This is a genomic window from Acidobacteriota bacterium (assembly GCA_026707545.1).
In the GTDB taxonomy this organism is placed as follows: Bacteria; Acidobacteriota; Thermoanaerobaculia; order Multivoradales; family Multivoraceae; genus Multivorans.
Genome location: JAPOWR010000001.1, coordinates 908783 through 925349, shown reverse-complemented (window position 1 = coordinate 925349; position 16567 = coordinate 908783). Strand labels below are relative to the sequence as shown.

13 protein-coding genes and 1 riboswitch are annotated in these 16567 nt (G+C 68.2%); of the genes, 3 read left to right on the top strand and 10 right to left on the bottom strand.

The window, feature by feature from the left end; genetic code table 11:
• Positions 1-3: 3 nt before the first annotated feature.
• The 8 genes from OXG83_03630 to OXG83_03595 all read right to left on the bottom strand — a co-directional run bounded on the left by OXG83_03630 (position 4) and on the right by OXG83_03595 (position 9556).
• Positions 4-810, bottom strand: coding sequence for a tetratricopeptide repeat protein (locus tag OXG83_03630; GenBank protein MCY3964108.1), 807 nt, complete (start codon positions 808-810; stop codon positions 4-6).
• Positions 807-2651 (bottom strand): BatD family protein, encoded by a 1845-nt coding sequence (locus OXG83_03625; GenBank protein MCY3964107.1) that lies wholly within the window; start codon positions 2649-2651, stop codon positions 807-809. Before OXG83_03625 ends, OXG83_03630 begins: the two co-directional genes overlap by 4 nt.
• A 4-nt stretch (positions 2652-2655) precedes the next feature.
• On the bottom strand, positions 2656-4665 hold the full coding sequence (locus OXG83_03620) for a VWA domain-containing protein (protein MCY3964106.1): 2010 nt from the start codon (positions 4663-4665) through the stop codon (positions 2656-2658).
• Positions 4662-5735 carry a VWA domain-containing protein gene (locus OXG83_03615; protein ID MCY3964105.1) on the bottom strand — a complete coding sequence of 358 codons (1074 nt, stop codon included), beginning with the start codon at positions 5733-5735 and terminating at the stop codon, positions 4662-4664. Before OXG83_03615 ends, OXG83_03620 begins: the two co-directional genes overlap by 4 nt.
• Complete coding sequence (locus OXG83_03610; protein MCY3964104.1) at positions 5732-6748, bottom strand: hypothetical protein; 1017 nt, start codon at positions 6746-6748, stop codon at positions 5732-5734. The genes OXG83_03615 and OXG83_03610 overlap by 4 nt, the downstream gene beginning before the upstream one ends.
• A 23-nt stretch (positions 6749-6771) precedes the next feature.
• Positions 6772-7704 (bottom strand): DUF58 domain-containing protein, encoded by a 933-nt coding sequence (locus OXG83_03605; protein ID MCY3964103.1) that lies wholly within the window; start codon positions 7702-7704, stop codon positions 6772-6774.
• A gap of 21 nt (positions 7705-7725) precedes the next feature.
• Complete coding sequence (locus OXG83_03600) at positions 7726-8820, bottom strand: AAA family ATPase (protein ID MCY3964102.1); 1095 nt, start codon at positions 8818-8820, stop codon at positions 7726-7728.
• A 115-nt stretch (positions 8821-8935) separates the two neighbouring features.
• Positions 8936-9556, bottom strand: a complete 621-nt coding sequence (locus OXG83_03595) for a histidine phosphatase family protein (protein MCY3964101.1) — start codon at positions 9554-9556, stop codon at positions 8936-8938.
• A 48-nt stretch (positions 9557-9604) separates the two neighbouring features.
• Between OXG83_03595 and OXG83_03590 the strand changes: the two genes are divergently transcribed.
• Entirely contained in the window at positions 9605-10363 is a 759-nt protein-coding gene (locus tag OXG83_03590) for a glycosyltransferase family 2 protein (protein MCY3964100.1), read from the top strand.
• Positions 10324-10608, top strand: coding sequence for a lipid-A-disaccharide synthase N-terminal domain-containing protein (locus OXG83_03585; protein MCY3964099.1), 285 nt, complete (start codon positions 10324-10326; stop codon positions 10606-10608). Before OXG83_03590 ends, OXG83_03585 begins: the two co-directional genes overlap by 40 nt.
• 55 nt (positions 10609-10663) lie before the next feature.
• On the opposite strand, the gene OXG83_03580 is transcribed toward OXG83_03585, so the two are convergent.
• The gene (locus tag OXG83_03580) at positions 10664-13903 is read right to left on the bottom strand and encodes a TonB-dependent receptor (GenBank protein ID MCY3964098.1); all 3240 of its coding nucleotides are present in this window, start codon (positions 13901-13903) and stop codon (positions 10664-10666) included.
• A gap of 203 nt (positions 13904-14106) precedes the next feature.
• Positions 14107-14235: riboswitch (SAM riboswitch) on the top strand.
• Positions 14236-14361: 126 nt separating this feature from the next.
• Between OXG83_03580 and metB the strand changes: the two genes are divergently transcribed.
• Positions 14362-15543, top strand: a complete 1182-nt coding sequence (gene metB, locus OXG83_03575; GenBank protein MCY3964097.1) for a cystathionine gamma-synthase — start codon at positions 14362-14364, stop codon at positions 15541-15543.
• 9 nt (positions 15544-15552) lie between these two features.
• Here the strand turns inward: metB and OXG83_03570 are convergent, their stop codons facing one another.
• Positions 15553-16560, bottom strand: a complete 1008-nt coding sequence (locus OXG83_03570) for a D-alanine--D-alanine ligase (GenBank protein ID MCY3964096.1) — start codon at positions 16558-16560, stop codon at positions 15553-15555.
• Between the last annotated feature and the right edge of the window lie 7 nt (positions 16561-16567).

Here is a 16567-nt window from a genome sequence, read left to right as displayed (position 1 = left end):
CGTTCACTCGACGATTCCAAGGAACTCGCGCTTCGACCAGCCCCTCTGGCCGTCGGGCAGTTCGATGCGGATCCACTCCGGGCGCTGTTCGATGACCCGCACCTCGGTGCCGGCATGGAGACGGAAGCGGACAACCGAACCCTCGCCGGCGGCGGCGTGGAGGTCGATCTCCTGCGGCAGGACGACGGCGATCGAGGAGGCAAAGGCCGCGTGGGCGACCAGCGAGCCGCCCAGAGCGAGCACGACAAGGAGCAGACACACCGAGGACCACCGGAGCACTTCCGAAGCCCGCCGGTAGAGGCGCAACGCAAGCACGATCCAGAACGCCGCGCCGACCACGACGACGCTGCGTAGGAGCTCGACCGGCGCCATGCCGTAGTGCCAGAACAGCAGTGTCCGCAGCAGCGCCGGTGGTTCAGGCGGAGCGATCTCGTCGCGGGCGCTGCGGCGAGCGAACGCCAGGTTGGCCAGAGCATCCTCATCGCGCGGCAACAGTCGCAGGGAACGCCGGTAGGACGTGATCGCCTGGCCCAGCTCGCCGGCGCGCAGGTAGGCGTTGCCGAGGTTGTAGTGGAGATGACCGTTGTCGACCCCCATCTCCCGCATCTCGCGGTAGAGGGCAACCGCCTGCGCGAAGTCGCCCGCCTCGTATGCGGCATTGCCGTTGACCCAGAGTTCGGCCGGTTCCGGGGCCGCCGACGCTTCGTCCGCCGACGGCGCCTCGGTAACTACAGGCAGATCCTCATCCTGGGCGAAGCCCGGGACCGCCACGGCCGCGCCGATCACGACGAACAGCGCCGGGCCTCTCATGGCCTCCGTCCCCGGACCTGCCTGTCGATCGTCCTGATCAGATCGCTCAGACCTTCGGTGCTGGTCTCCGCCGCCAGCCCCCCGCCGCCGGCCACCGCCGCCAATCCGTACTGGGCGGCCTCGAGTCGCTCGAGCTGCGTCCGGCAGCGCGACGCCACGGCGCCATCCACGCCAGCCCGCACCAGCGCGCTCTCGGCCTCCGACGGAGTCAGCGCGGACCCCTCCAGACCCAACTTGTCGCCGACGTAGCGGCGCACGATCCCGGAGGCCTCCGCCGCCGAACCGGGCCCCACGCCGGAACGGACCTTCTTCGCGGCGGACAGAGCGTCACGCAACGCCCTCTGGCGCCGGCGCAGGGTCCTGTCGGCGGCGTAGCGTCGTTCGCGCCGGTGGTGCGTCAGCAGTGCCAGGTACATGAAGGGAGGCAACACGCCGCAAACGAACCACACCCAGAGTCGCCACCCCTGCGGCGCGGCCGAAACGATGCCGGCTGCCGTCCGGCGAATCGGCAAGATGTCGTCAGCGAGGATCCGCACCGCGACCTTTCCCGTGGTCGGCGCCAGAGACTCGGTGAGCATCAACTCCTCCTCACCCTCGGCCGGCACAACGTCCAGGTCGATGCGGTCCGTCGACCGGGTCGCGTACTCGCCAAGCTCCGGATCGAAGTAGACGAGATCGATCGGTGGGATCTCGAGGGGGCCTGCAACCAGCGGGACCAGGGCCCGCCGGAACACCTTGCGCCCGGTGAGCCGGCGTCCACTTCGATCGATGTTCGCGTCCGGCTGGTCCGGATAGATCTTGAACGTGGGCAGCTCCGGGAAGCCGGGCTCGGACAGGAGCTGCACGTTGCCGGTACCCCCGACCTGGACCTCGAGGGTGGCCGACTGCCCCACCTGCAGCTCGCGCCTGCTCAACTGTGCCCGGATGTCGAAGTCGCCCACCAGGCCGTTCCAGCCTTGGGGCGCCGGCGGCAGCGGCCGTACGTTGAGAGTCAGGGGCTCGGTGAGGAGGTACTTCGTCGCCCAGCGCCCGCCCCCTCCGAGCAGATCGTCGAAGTCGTCGAAGATGCTGCGTCTCCGGCTCGGCCGGCGCGCCTGCTCGACCTGCACCTCCACCCGGAGCTGGGTCTGCGGCAGAGTCAGCTCGCCGGAGCGCTGGGGAAAGAGCGCCTTCCGCACCTCATTCACGGAGTACCCGACACCCTCGATCGTCGCCTGGAACTGACGAACTTCGCCGAGGTCCTCGACCACGACGTCGTTGCCGAACTCCATCGACTCGATCGATCCCTGGCCCACCGGCACGCGGCTGTAGAACCTCCACGTGTAGATCACCTGCTGGCCCTGCCACGGCCGATCCGTCGACACGTTCGCGGTGACGAAGAGGTCCCTGTCCCGCTCATCGCTGTGGTCCTCGGCGGCCGCAACCTCGATCCTGAACGGCTGGCTCTTCACTTCGGCGCCGTCGATCACCGCGGTCGCGGCCCCGACATCGAATGTGCCGGCCCGGGTCGGAATCAGCAGGTAGTTGTACGACGTGCTGTGGCTGACGCTGAGGTTGTCGATCTGGGTACTGCGCTGCTGGCCACGCGAAACGACCCGGAAGTCCGGCAACTCGGGCAATCGCGGCGGTTCGTCCGGCGATCCATCGATCCTGACCGTCATGTAGATCTGGGTGCCCAGCGCGACCTGATTGCGGTCGACCGTGACCCGGATTCCCCCGTCACTCTGCGCACCCGCAGCGGTCGCCCAGGGCAGGACGGCGACCGCGCAGCACAGCACGGCGGACCAACCGCCAGCCACGGCGCGCCTCGACAGCCTGAAGTGCCCCCTCGGGGATTTCATCGTCCTACCAGTCCTTCGCCTGCCGGCTGGGGCGTCCGCGCTGACCGCGGCGCCTCGGGTCCAGACGTCCCTCTTCCAGCGCCTGGAGGTAGCGCTCGGCCTCCTCCGGCGTCATGCCCTGCGGCGGTTCCCGCGGTCCGTCCTGGCCGCCCTGGTCCGGGCCCTCGCCCTCGGGCGGCGAGTCCGCCGCGTCGGGGACGCCGTCGTCGTCGCGGTCGGAGTCCTCGGGATCCTGCCCATCCTCCGACTCGGGGTCCTGCGACGGGTCCTGGCCGCCACGATCCTGCTGCTGGTCTTCGGGCTGCTCACCCCCGTCCTGGCTCGGGTCCTCCGACTGCTGCTCGGCGCCCTCCTGGCTCTGCTCCTCCTGATCCTGGTTCTGTTCGTTCTGGTCCTGGTCCTGCTGCTGTTGCCGCCGCTTCTTCAACTCCTCGCGCACGAACTCCAGGTTGAACTTCGTGTCCAGGTCGTCCGGATTCACCTCCAGGGAAGCCATGTAGAGGTCGATCGCCTCTCCCAGCTTGTCCTGACGGTAGGCGCTGTTGCCGAGGTTGTAGAGCGCCTCGGCCCGGAGCGCGTCGTCGCCGGTGGCCGCGGCGCGGAAGAACTGGGCGTCGGCGGAATCGAAGTCGTTCAGCTTGTAGTGCGCCGCGCCGACGTTGAGACTCACTTCCGGGTCGTCGGGCTGTCTGGTCTGGCGATCCACGAAACCCTCGAGGGCCTGGGCATAGGCGCCGGCGTCGAAGGCCTCGTAGGGCGAGGAGTACTCGACCGCCGGCGAAGTCTCCGCTGCCGCAGGGAAGGACTCCGTGGCTTGGGGCTGGGCGAGCGCCCCGTCGGGCAGCGAGAGGAGCCAGGCGAGACAAACTGCCGAGGCGACCGTCACTCTGCGGCGCCGCAACCGATCACTGATCAGAGGCTCCAGCATCAGAGCCGCCAGCGCGATAACCAGCAGCCACTGGAAGCGCTCCTGCCAACGCTGCCGACGGCTGGAACCGAGTTCCTGATCCTCCAGTTGCGCCTTGATTCCCTGGGCGTAGATCTGCTCCAGGTCTACATCGCCGGTCACCGAGCGGACGTACCGGCCACCGGTGGTCAGTGCGATCCGCTGCAGCGCCGCCTCGTCCAGCCGGCTGAGGATGATCTCGCCACGGCGGTCCGTCCGGAAACCGCCCCCCTCCCTGGGGATGGGCGCGCCCTCGTCGCGTCCGATGCCGATCGCGAACACCCGCACGCCGGCCGCGGCGGCCGTTTCGGCGACTTCCTGCGCCTCGCCCAGATGATCTTCGCCATCGGTGATGAGAATCACCGCCCTCGACTGCCGCGATCCGACCGAGGCGACCCGCTCGAACGCCTCGAGCGACACCCGGAGCGCCTCACCGATCGCGGTGCCCTTGGTCGGAATCAGGTCCGGGTCCATCGCCTCCAGGAAGAGAGCCGCCGCCGAGTAGTCGAGCGTCAGCGGCAGTTCCAAAAAGGCAGCACCGGCAAAGGCGACCAGCGCGATGCGGTCGCCCTCCAGGCGTCCGAGGAGGTCGGCGATCTCGCGCTTGGCGCGCTCGAGACGGCTGAGTTCGCCGCCCGCCTCCGCGTCACGCACCAGCATGGAATCCGAGACGTCGAGAGCGACCACGATGTCGACGCCCTCGCGGTGGACCTCTTCCCAGACGAAGCCCCAACGGGGCTGAGAGAGCGACGCCACCAGGGCGAGCACCGCCACGAGCACGAGCACAGCCTTCAGACGTCGTCGCGGCCGGCTGACTCCGGCGACTAGGGCCGGCAACATCTCGGGCGACGCAAAGCGCCCGAGCAGGCGGCTCCGGGTGCGGAATGCGTAGATGTAGAAGAGCAGCAGTCCGGGCCCCAGCCACAGCAGCCAGAGCGCATCCGGGCGGCCGCTGCGGACCTCGCAACCGACCAAGAGGAACGCGACCGGCAAGAGCGCGAGGAGCGCCCGGCAACTGCGTCCACCGCCGCGACCGGCCGGATTCAGTCCTGTCCGACCGCCCGTCACGGCAGCTTCCTCAGACGGGTATCGAGCAGCACGACTTCGAGCAGGAGCAGGAACACCGCCGGCGTCACCAGCCAGGCAAAGCGCTCCTCGTACTCCATGAACGACTCCTGGGTGATCTCGGTCTTCTCGAGCTCGTCGATCCGCTCGTAGACCGTTTCCAGGCCGGCGACGTCCTCGGCCCGGAAGTACGCGCCGCCGGTAACCGTCGCCATCTGCCGGAGAGTGTCCTCGTCGATCTCGACATCCTCGTAGACAACCCGCGGGCCGAACCGCGTCTCGACCACGATCGGCGCCTGTCCGCGGGTTCCAACGCCGATCGTGTAGAGCTTCACGCCAAGCGCGGCGGCGGCCTCCGCTGCTCGCAGCGGCGTCAGGGCCCCCGCGTTGCTGCGACCGTCCGTCAACAGGACCGCGACCTTCGACTCGGCCTCGGAGTTTCTGAGGCGCTTGGTCGCCACGCCGACCGCCGATCCGATCGCCGTCGCGTCCCCCGCCATGCCGATCTCGAGCTGTTCGAGAAAGGTCGCGGCGATGCCGTGATCCAGCGTCAGGGGACACTGGGTGAAGGCCTCCGCGCCGAACACGACGAGGCCGATGCGGTCGTTCGGTCTGGCCGCGATGAACGTCTCGACGACGTCCTTCGCCACCTCCAGGCGATCTCTTCGGCGACTCAGCGAGCGCTCGTGGGCGTCGAGGTCGAGCGCCCTCATCGACCCCGAGGTGTCGATCACCAGGACGATGTCGATCCCCTCCGTGCTCACCTCGGTGAGCGCACGGCCCGTCTGGGGGCGCATCACGGCGAGCAGGACCAGGGCGACGACGACCAGACGCAGCGCCGACACCAGGCGCCGCGCAGTCGGCGCACTCGAACGCGCCGACTGACGCGCATGAACGAGAGACGAGTAGGACACGGCCGCTCTGCCCGGGGCCTTCCCTCGCACGGAAAAGGCGCGGCGCACCACCAGGTGACGCCAGCGCGGACGAAGCCACCAGAGGAGCGCCCAGATCACGTAGAGGGGCAAGAGCACCCAGAGCCAGCGGGCATCGGCCAGGAGCAGTTGCTCGTTCATGCCGCCTTTCCCCTGTGGTCAGCCGCCCCCGCGTGCTCCCCGGCGTTGCCGCGATCCTCGTCCCCGTCATCCATGGGCGGCCGGGTGGCCCGCACGAAGCCGAGAGCCTGCTCGTAGGTACGGTCGATCTCCCCGGGACCGGGGAGATGGGCCGCGAACTTGACCTGATCGGTCGCCAGGAGGAACCGCTCCAGCCGCCGCGCCTGAACGGGGTCGAGCCGAATCGCGAGGGGAGCGGGCTCGCCCAATCGACTCAGGATCTCCTCCGTCGTCAGATCGGTCGCGTTCAGGCCGAAGCGGCCTTCTATGTAGGCACGCAGGACCGCCGAAACGGCGAAGTAGTAGCGGCGCAGTTCCCGCAGGTTCGAGAAGTCGGTACGCCGCAGCCGCTCCAACTCCTGGATCGCCAACTCGTAGGGTGGAACCGCGGGCGTTTCGGGCGCAGCGTCGCCACGCTCCCGGCGCCGGCGCCACCACCATGCCGCGGCCGCCAGTGCGAGAACCGCCAGGGCGATCCCCAGCCACAACAGCCAGGGCCGGCCGGGCTCGGCCCTGCGCAGCGGCTTGATGTCCCGAATATCCGTCACTTCGGTGCCGTCCGCCGGCAACACGGATTCGACTTCGACCGGGATCTCCGGCGTCGCGAGCTCGCCCGCGTCACCGGCGGCTCCGCTGTACGTGGCGGAAAGCGCAGGCAGCACATAGGAACCGACCAGGTCGGCCCGGAGCCTGAACCAGCGACGCTCAACGATCCGGCCCGAAGCGAGGGTCTCCGGCGGATCCTGGCCGAGATCGACGATGCGGAAACCCGCGATTCCCGTTCCGGGATCGGCCAGCTCGACGCTCACAGCCGGCTCGCGCTCGACTTCCACCTCGTACGTGATCAGGTCACCCGTCGTCGCGGTCGCCCGGTCGACCGCGGCCCGCAGCTCGGCGGGCGGCTTCGGCGACGTCGCCACTTCCGCCCGATCATCGGTCGCCCCGCACGCGAGCGCGAGAGGCAGAACGAGCACGGCCAAGGAACAGGAGCGCACGTCTACACCCGCACCGTTCGCTCACGAGCCCGCAAGTAACGAACGATCGGCTCGATCCACGGCCGATCGGCCCAGACCTGGATCTCGCCGACGCCCGCCTGGCGAAACTGCTCCGAGCGCCGCGCCAGATCCTCCCGCGCCAGTCGCACGAAGCTCTCCGCGACCCGCCGGCTCGCCGTGTCGACGACGATCGTCTCCCCGGTCTCGGCGTCCTCGAGTTCGATCAGACCCATCCGTGGCAGTCGGACCTCCCGCTGGTCGAGCACGCGGATCGCGGTCAGGTCGTGACGGCGAGCCGCCACGCGCAGGCGCTCCGAGAAACCCTCATCCAGGAAGTCCGAAATGACGAAGCCCACCGACCGTCGCGGCACCACGCGGCCCAGGTAGTCGAGGGCGCCGTCGAGATCGGTGCCGCGGCCGGTGGGGCGAAAGCTCAGGACTTCACGGATCACCCGCCAGACGTGGGAGCGCCCCTTCTTGGGCGGGATGAAGTGCTCGATCCGGTCCGAGAAGATGATCATGCCGACCCGGTCGTTGTTCTGGATCGCGAGGTAGGCGAGCACGGCGGCAACCTCGGCGACGACCTCCCGCTTCTGCTTCTCGGCGGTGCCGAAGGCGCCCGAAGAACTGACGTCGACGATCAGCATGACGGTCAGTTCGCGCTCTTCGCGGTGTTCCTTGACGAACGGACTCGACATCCGGGCCGTCACGTTCCAGTCGATGTGGCGGATGTCGTCCCCCGGTGCGTACTCCCTTACCTGTTCGAACTCCATGCCCCGGCCCTTGAAGGCGCTGTGGTACTCGCCCGCCAGGGCGTCCGTCACGAGGCGCTGGGTACGGAGCTGGATCGTCTTGATCCGCGCCAGCAGCTCAGGCGAGAGGGTCGCCTCCCTGCGTTCCCGCTCCTCGGTCTCGTGACGCCGGAAGAACCACATCGATCGCGCTCCAGAGCGACCTCAGGGAACGTCGACGGTGCCCATGATCTCCTGGATCAAATCGTCCGAGCTCAGGTCCCGCGCCTCCGCCTCGTACGAAACCAGCACCCGGTGCCGGAGAACGTCCGGACCGACCGTCTTGACGTCCTGGGGCGTCACGTAGGCCCGGCCGGACATCAGCGCCTGCACGCGGGCGGCGGCGGCGAGGAAGATCGTGGCGCGAGGCGACGCCCCGTACTCGATCAGCGGCTCCAGGCGTTCCAGCCCCACGTCCGCCGGCTCCCTGGTCGCGAACACGAGGTCGACGATGTACTCCTCGACCTTGGGGTCCAGGTAGATCGAGTCGGCCACACCGCGCGCGCGGCGGATGTCGTCCGGACTCACGACCGCCTCGACGGTGGGCCGCTCGCGCCGGGCCATCCTGCGCATGATCTCGCGCTCTTCCTCCCGGTTCGGGTAGTCCACACGCAACTTCAGCATGAACCGGTCGACCTGGGCTTCCGGCAGCGGGTAGGTGCCCTCCTGTTCGATCGGATTCTGGGTCGCAAGGACCAGGAACGGATCAGGCAGGTCGAAGGTCTCGTCGCCGAGAGTGACTTGCCGTTCCTGCATCGCCTCGAGCAGCGCGCTCTGGACCTTGGCCGGCGCCCGGTTGATCTCGTCCGCGAGCAGGAGGTTCGTGAAGATCGGTCCCTGCTTGACCTGGAAGTCGTGCTGATCCACACGGTAGATCTGCGTGCCGAGGAGATCGGCCGGCAGCAGATCGGGCGTGAACTGAATGCGCGAGAAGCCCGTCTCGACCGCCTGGGAGAGCGTCTTGATCGCGGTCGTCTTGGCCAGGCCCGGAATGCCCTCGATCAGGACGTGTCCGTCCGCGATCAGGGCCATCAGCAGGCGGTCGATCATGTAGGTCTGGCCGACGATGACCTTGCCCACCTCCGAGCGAACCCGCTGCAACAGGTCGGCCTGACTCGCGATCTCGACCCGGAACTCTTCGCTGACGCCTGGTACTACGGGTGGGGCAACGGGCGGCGCCACCCGGGGCGCCGCAGGCGAGTCGGAGGGTACGGTCTCGCTGGTATCCACGGTCATCTCGGTCGGATCCCTAACGGTCATTCAAACCCATCGCTCGCCTCGGTTCTTCCCGAGGCGGCGCAGACCCCAAAACTCTATCCGAGCCGCCTGCCGCAGGACGACAGACGGGCGCGGTCGGGGGGCCTCCGCGGCGTCGTCAGATGCCGGACATCTGACCGCCGTCCGTCGTCGACGCGTCCAGGTGGTCGCAGCAGTTGATCCGGGTCGCCCGCCACGGCGCCCGACTCTCGACATGAGTGACCGAGGTGTTGCCCCAACGATCAGGCTGCTCCAGACCATCGCCAAGACTCAGGTGAAAGAGCGCCAGAGAGTGGCAAACGAGACCATGAGTCACGAAGACGCTGTCACCGTCGGTCTCCCGGGCCAACTCGCGGATCCTGGTCCAGGCGCGGGCGACACGCCGGTGAAACGACGGCCAGTCCTCCCCTGCCGGGGGTTCGTAGCCGGGTTCCATGATGTCGAAACCGATGTCCGCATAGGCGCGACCTCGCAGGTCGCCGAAGTTGCGCTCCGCGAGCAGGGGCTCAATGACGAGCGGCAGCCCGAGTGTCTCCGCCACGGGCTCGGCGGTCATCTCCGCCCGACGAAGGTCGCTGGCGACGACGGATCCGATCGGCCGCTCCCGATGGTGCCTCGCCAACCGGGCCGCCAGCCGCTCGGCCTGCGCCATCCCACGCTCGTTGAGCGGCGTTTCCGGTACCTGGACGATCCGGGCGGCGTTCGCGGCGGTCTCGCCGTGGCGCACGATCAGGAGCACGGCCGGCAGGGTATCAACGCGCCGATAGCTAGGATCGGAGCAGCCGCCATGCCGCCGCAGCTTTCGATCGTCGCCCCGGTCTTCAACGAAGCGGGCAACCTGAAACGTCTGGCGGCGGAGACGCGCAACGCGATGGCCGGAGCCGGCCTGGACTACGAGTTGATCCTGGTCGACGACGTGAGCACGGACGGCAGTCGCGAGGAACTCGTTGCCCTGGCGGAGGACGACGTCAGGTTGCGGGTTCTCGGACTGGAGCGGCACGCCGGTCAGTCGGCGGCCCTGCTCGCTGGAATCCGCGCCTCGCGAGCGCCCCTGATCGTGACGATGGACGCCGATCTCCAGAACGACCCCGCCGACATCCCGGCCATCGTCGCCCTGCTAGACGACCACGACGTCGTCTCCGGCATACGAACGAAACGCAAGGACACTCTCCTGAGGCGGCTCGCCAGCCGGGTGTCGAACCGGGTCCGGCGGGTCGCCCTCAGCGACCCATGTACCGACATCGGCTGCGCACTCAAGGGCTATCGCGCCGCCGCCCTCGAAGACCTGCCCCTCTTCGACGGGCTTCACCGCTTTCTGCCCTTGTTGGCCTTGCGGCACGGCGGCAACTACGCTGAGATCCCGGTCGGACACCGTGCGCGCACGGAAGGTGCGAGCAAGTACAACATCCGGGGCCGCTTCCTGCGCGGAGTTCTGGATCTGTTCGGCGTCTCCTGGTACCGCCGGCGTGCGGTCTCCGTCACCGTCAAAGCACTGGAGCGCTCACCATGCCACCCGTCACACCCGACCTCATCTGGAAGGCAATAGGTTTCGGAGGACAGGCCCTCTTCGGCTCCCGCTTCCTGGTCCAGTGGATCGCCACCGAGCGACGCCGGCAAAGCGTCGTTCCGACCGCCTTCTGGTACCTGAGCCTGTTCGGCGGCCTGACCCTGCTGAGCTACGCCATCTCGATCAATGACCCGGTGTTCATCACCGGCCAGAGCTTCGGAGTGCTCGTCTATGCCCGGAACCTCTGGTTCGTCCACCGGGGCAAGGCGGACGAAGCCCGCTGAGGAACGGCGAGTCGCCCGCATCCCGCCTCAGGATGCGGGCGACAACACCGACTGATCAGAAGCTGTACTTGATGCCGAGCTGAACGATCCGGCCGTCGCCGTTCGTCGCGGTGATCACTCCGTAGCTGCGGTCGCCGATCCGGTTGCCCGGCTGGGCGAAGTTGACCCGGTCGAAGACGTTGAACGCCTCGACCCGGAGCTGCAGCGACCGGTCGCCGCCGCCGAGCGGAATGTGCTTGATCAGCGACAGGTCGACTCGTTCGAAGTCCGGACCGCGAATCGGGTTGCGGCCGGCGTTGCCACGCCGCTCGGCGGTCTCCGCCAGCGTCCGAAACACGAAGCACTCCGTGTTGAACCACTTGTCGACCGTATTCGGCGCGCCGCTGTTCGGGTCGCAGACCTGGTCCGGCCGCGAGGTCAGGCCCCGGATGTCGTCGCCGCGAACGCGAATCGGGAACGGATAGCCCGTCTGGTACTGCAGAATGCCGTTCAACTGCCAGTTGCCGAACACCCCGCGCACGAACCCGTTCCGGCCCTCGAGCGACGGCAGGTCGTAGCCGAAGCTGAGCACGAGCCGGTGTTCCACATCGAAGAGCGCCGGGCCGCGCTCACGCTCGAGCGCCCTGTCGATGGAGCTCAACCGCTCCAGGTCGACCGGAACGATCGGCCGCTCCTCGCCGCCGATGTTGAGCCCGGAGACGTGGTCCTCCGCCTCACCGTAGGTGTACGAGAAGAGGAAGTTCAGCCCTCGCGTCGGCCGCATCCGGATGCTGGCCTGGAACGCGTCGTACCAGGACTTGGCCACCGTGAACGTCGGCCGCACCAGGCTGAAGGCCGGGTACTGGCGCGGTCCGAGCGTGGTCTGGCCAGGCTCGACGACCCGCGGATTGACCTCCATGAAGATCGGCAGGTTCCGGCCACGCGAGCCGACCCAGCCGACCTCGAGCCCGATGCTCTGGCCGAGCTGGCGCTGGTAGGTGAGGTTGTAGTGCTGGTAGTTCGGCGTCGTGAACTCGCTACCCCAACCGATGAAGATGATCCCCGGCGGGAATCTGGTGGGGCCACCCGTGAGGTTCGCGAGCGGATCGGCGAGCGTCATCACCGTGGGCGGCGAGTTGAGCTGGACCAGCGGATTGAACGGCGGCGCCAGGACCGAGTTCTGGAAGAAGTCGCCCTGACCCGGCAGACTGTCGTGGAACAGCCCCCAGCCGAGGCGGAGACTCGAACGGCCGTTGCCCTCGGGATCCCAGACCATCGCCAGCCGCGGCGCGAAGTTGTTCGAGTCCGTGTCGTAGGTCCCCGCCGGCACTCCCGCATCGCCCGGATAGACGAGGCCGGTCGGCGCGTCGGGGAAGCGCGTCGACTGCTGGCCGGGCCGGAAGCTGTTCAGCGCATCGCCCGTGTCCTCGAAGGGCTCGGCCAACTCGTACCGAAGGCCGAGGTTCAACGTCAACCGCGGCGACAACCGGAACTCGTCCTGGATGTACGCGGCGTACAGCGAGCCGTCGCCCTCGTTGATCGAGTCGGCACCCGGGACCGCCGTCCGGAAGAGCGCAGGCAACCCGAGCAGGAAGTCGGCCGCCGCGCTGCCGGTGTGAGTGCCGCGGAACACGAAGTCACCGTTCGGCCGGTTGATGAAGCCGATGAACATCTTCTCGTTCCGGTAGTCGATTCCCGCCTTGATCGTGTGGCGGCCGCGCAGGATCGTGAGATCCTCCGTGAACTGCTCGACCTCGTTCTCCCGCTTGACGAACGGCTGATTCCGGTCCCCCATGCTCGGGAAACCCGAGATCGAGAACTGCGGCAGGCCCACGGCCAGTTCGTTGATGTTGGGGAGGTTGATGCCGTAATCGGAGTTCGTCAGGCCGCTGGTGACGACCGGTTCCGCGTCGATCGCGCTCGACATCACGCGCACCTGGTTGAACACATTCGAGCCGACGGTCGCCGTGTGGGACACCATGTAGTCCTCGAGCGTGGACGCCGCCGTGTTGCCGATCGGCCGGACCGTCGGCGGCTCGAAGCGATCGGACGTGCTCCTGAGAGCGCGTACAAGCACGTTCTGCGAGTCGGCGACCCGGAAGTCCAGGCGCAGCCCGAACTGGTCGCGATCGTCCGTCACGTCGGGCGAGACGATGTAGCGGCTGCCCACGTTGGGCAACGGCATGAACTCGCTGATCACCCTGGTCGCGATCGGGCTCAGCCGGTCGGCAGGGATCACGTTGCCCGGGAAGGGCTCGCCGGTCATCGGGTCGATGATCGTGCCGCCGCCCGAGAAATCGCCCATCCGCTCGGCCGCGCTCATCACCGCGATGTTCTGGGTCGTGCCGCGGGTGTTCCGGAAACCCTCGTAGTAGCCGAAGCCGAACAGCCGATCGGTGACCAGCGGGCCGCCGATCGTGCCGCCGAACTGATCCTGCGCGAGGGTCGGCTTTTCCTGGTCGGGTGGCGAGAAGTAGTTCCGGGATTCCAGCGAGTCGTCGCGGTTGAACTCCCAGATGCTCCCCTGCAGGCTGTTGCCCCCCGACTTCGTCACCACGTTGACGATCGAGCCGGCGTTCCGGCCGAACTCCGCGGTGTAGGAGTGGGTCAGGATCTTGAACTCCTCGATCGCGTCCGGCGGCGGCCGCACGACGAAGCCGGTGTTGAACGTGTCGTTGTTCGCGGCGCCGTCGAGCAGGAAGTTGTTCGACTGGTTGCGCACGCCGTTGACCGCGAAGCCGGCGGTGACCGCGCCGAATCCGTGGATCGCGGCGTCGGCGTCGCCGCGCGCTCCGCCCAAGCGGGCGGGCGGTTCGACCACGCCGGGGATGAGCGTGCCCAACTGGGTGAAGTTCCTCCCGTTGAGCGGCAACTGAACGATCTTCGCCTCGTCGACGACCACGCCCAGCGTCGCATTCGAGGTTTCGATGAGAGGCGTCTCGCCGGTTACGGTCATCGTCTCGGAGAACTCGCCGACCGAGAGCTCCATGGCGATTCTGGCGGTCTCTGCCGCGGTGACCCGGACGCCTTCGCGGCTCAACTGGACGAAGCCCTCGAGCGCGGCGGTCACGTTGTAGTCACCCGGCGCCAGTAGCGGCGCCGCGAAGTACCCGTCCTGCCCGGTCATCACGAGCCGGGACTGATTCGTATCGACGTTCGTCACCGTAACGCTCACGCCCGGCAGAGCGCCGCCCTCCGCGTCCGTAACGAATCCGCTCAACTGTCCGGTCGCCTGCGCCCAGGCGCCCGTGGCGCACAGTGCAAGAGCCAGTGCGACAAACCCCACGGGGCGAATCCAGCCAACCTTGTTCCTCATCCTGCGTCTCCTTCCGTCTGCGCCCCTCCGGCGCGGAGGTGCGGGGCAACCGAGTCAAGAAAACCAAACGGCGTCTACCGCCGAATTCGAGTCAGTTGGGGGCACCGGCAGCATAACACCGTGCCAACTACGCAAAGCGACCAAGCGGGCAGTGCGGTCTGCTAACATGCACCCGCTTCGGCCCGGTTCTCCGCGGCAGGAGCAACTCATCGAGACCGGCTGAGGGACAGGCCCGTCGACGCCGGGGCAACCACCGGGGCGTCGCAACCCCGGGAAGGTGCCAACTCCTACGGGAGTCCCGCCTTCGGGCGGGGCTTGCCGAGAGATGAGTCAACGAGCTGCCCACGCGGTTTCGGCGCCTCCTCCGGTTCACTCTCCGTAGAAGTCTTCTCGAGAGAGCGTTGAACCCGTTCCGCGCAAGCGGAACCCACCCAACTCCCTTTCGACCGGAGACTCACATGACCTCGAACCACGACCCGGCAACCCGCGCCGTGCGCGCGGCGCTCGCCTCCGACGAACACCACGGAGCGGTCGTTCCACCGCTGCACCTGTCGGCCAACTTCACGTTCGCCGGCCTGGACGGCAAACGTCCTTACGACTACACGCGCTCCGGCAATCCGACGCGCACTGCCCTCGCCGAGGCCCTCGCCGAGGCCGAAGGCGGTCACGGTGCGGTCGTCACCGCCTCCGGCATGGCGGCCGTCACCCTGGTCTGCCAACTGCTCGACCCGCGAGACCGGATCGTCGCCGCCCACGACTGCTACGGCGGCACCTTCCGGTTGCTCGACCGCTACCAGCAGCGCGGCCTGCTCGAAGTCGAGTTCGTCGACCTGACGAACCGGCAGGCCATGGCGGCGGCCCTCTCCACCCGTCCGAGGCTGGTCCTGGTCGAGACGCCAAGCAACCCGTTGCTCCGGATCACCGATCTGGAAGCCGTCTGCCGGCACGCGAAGCAGGCCGGCGCGCTGGTCGTGGCCGACAACACGTTCATGTCGCCGGCGCTTCAGCGGCCCATCGAGTGGGGCGCCGATGTGGTGATCCACTCGACGACCAAGTACCTGAACGGCCACAGCGACGTGGTCGGCGGCGCGGTCATCGCGGCGACTCCGGAACTTCACGAGTTCTTCGAGGAGTGGGCGAACATGATGGGCGTCGCCGGAGCCCCCTTCGACAGCTACCTGACGCTTCGCGGCCTGCGCACACTGCACAGTCGTCTGCGCTGCCACGAGGAGAACGCGCTTGCGGTGGTCGGGATGCTCCGTGAGCATCCCGCCGTCCAGCAGGTCTACCATCCGAGCCTGCCGGACCACCCCGGCCACGACATCGCGAGCCGCCAGCAGGACGGCTTCGGCGCCATGGCGAGCTTCGACCTCAGAGGCGACACCGGCGACGTGGCCCACCTGGTCTCGCACCTGACGTGCTTTGCCTTCGCCGAGTCCCTTGGCGGCGTCGAGAGTCTGGTTTCCCACCCAGCCACGATGAGCCACGCCTCGATGACGCCTGAGGCCCGCGCCGCGGCCGGCATCAGCGACCAGCTTCTGCGACTCTCGATCGGAATCGAGAACACGGACGACCTGGTGGCTGACCTGCGCGGCGCGCTGGACGGCGTCCTGCACCGGCCGCGGTCGGCGACGGCGTAGGACCGGCCGCTACGGAGCGCGAGCGAGGGCCAGACGGATCATTCGGTCGCAGAGGTCTTCGAAGGAGATCCCGAAGACCGCGGCGGACTGGGGGAGAAGGCTGGTGGGGGTCATGCCCGGCAAGGTGTTGACTTCGAGACAGTAGGGGGAGCCCGCGGCATCGAGGCGGAAGTCGACGCGGGAGAAGTCCCGGAGTTCCAGAGCCTCGTGCGCAGCGAGAGCGAGTTCGCGAAGACGTCTTTCGAGGTCCGAACCGATGTCGGCCGGGAAGAGCTCCTGGGCCCGGCCCGGCGTGTACTTGCTGTGGTAGTCGAAGATCGCGTCCGGCGAGATGATCTCGCCGACACCCAGGGCCAGGCCGTCCAGCACGCCGACGGTGTACTCCCGTCCCGGCAGGAACCGTTCCAGAATCACCTGGTCGTCGAACGTGAGGGCCTTGCCAACCGCCGAGTCGAGGTCGAAGGGGTCCGGCATGAGGGTCAAGCCGACCGTCGAGCCCACCCGTGACGGCTTGACGATCAGGGGCAGGCCGAGTTCTTCGATGTCCGATTGCCGGGCCGGCCAGGTCAGCCAGTCGGGAGTCGGGATGTCGGCATCGCGGAAGCGGCGCTTGCTCTCGTCCTTGTCCATCGCGAGAAGACTGCTCTGGGCGTCGCTGCCGGTGAAGGCGATGCCGGCGGCCTCCAGCAGCTCCTGGACTTCGCCGCCCTCGCCCTGGCGGCCGTGGAGCACGAGGAAGACGGCGTCGTGGCTGCCGAGATCGCCCGTGACCAGGGCCGGCAGGTCTTCGCGCGCTTCCAGCTCGCGCAGCTCGGCCAGCGACGGCGGGCGGGTGCCGACGGCACGCCCCAGACGCTGCCGCTCCAGTTCGGCGTCCAGGGGGCCCGCTTCGATCGTGTCGAACGCGGCGACCTCGTGGCCGCTGGCGCGCAGGGCGGCCGAGACCTTGGCCGCGCCCGCCAGGGCGACCGTCCGCTCCGGCGTCGAACCTCCGGTCAGAACTGCGATTCGCGCCATGCCTTAG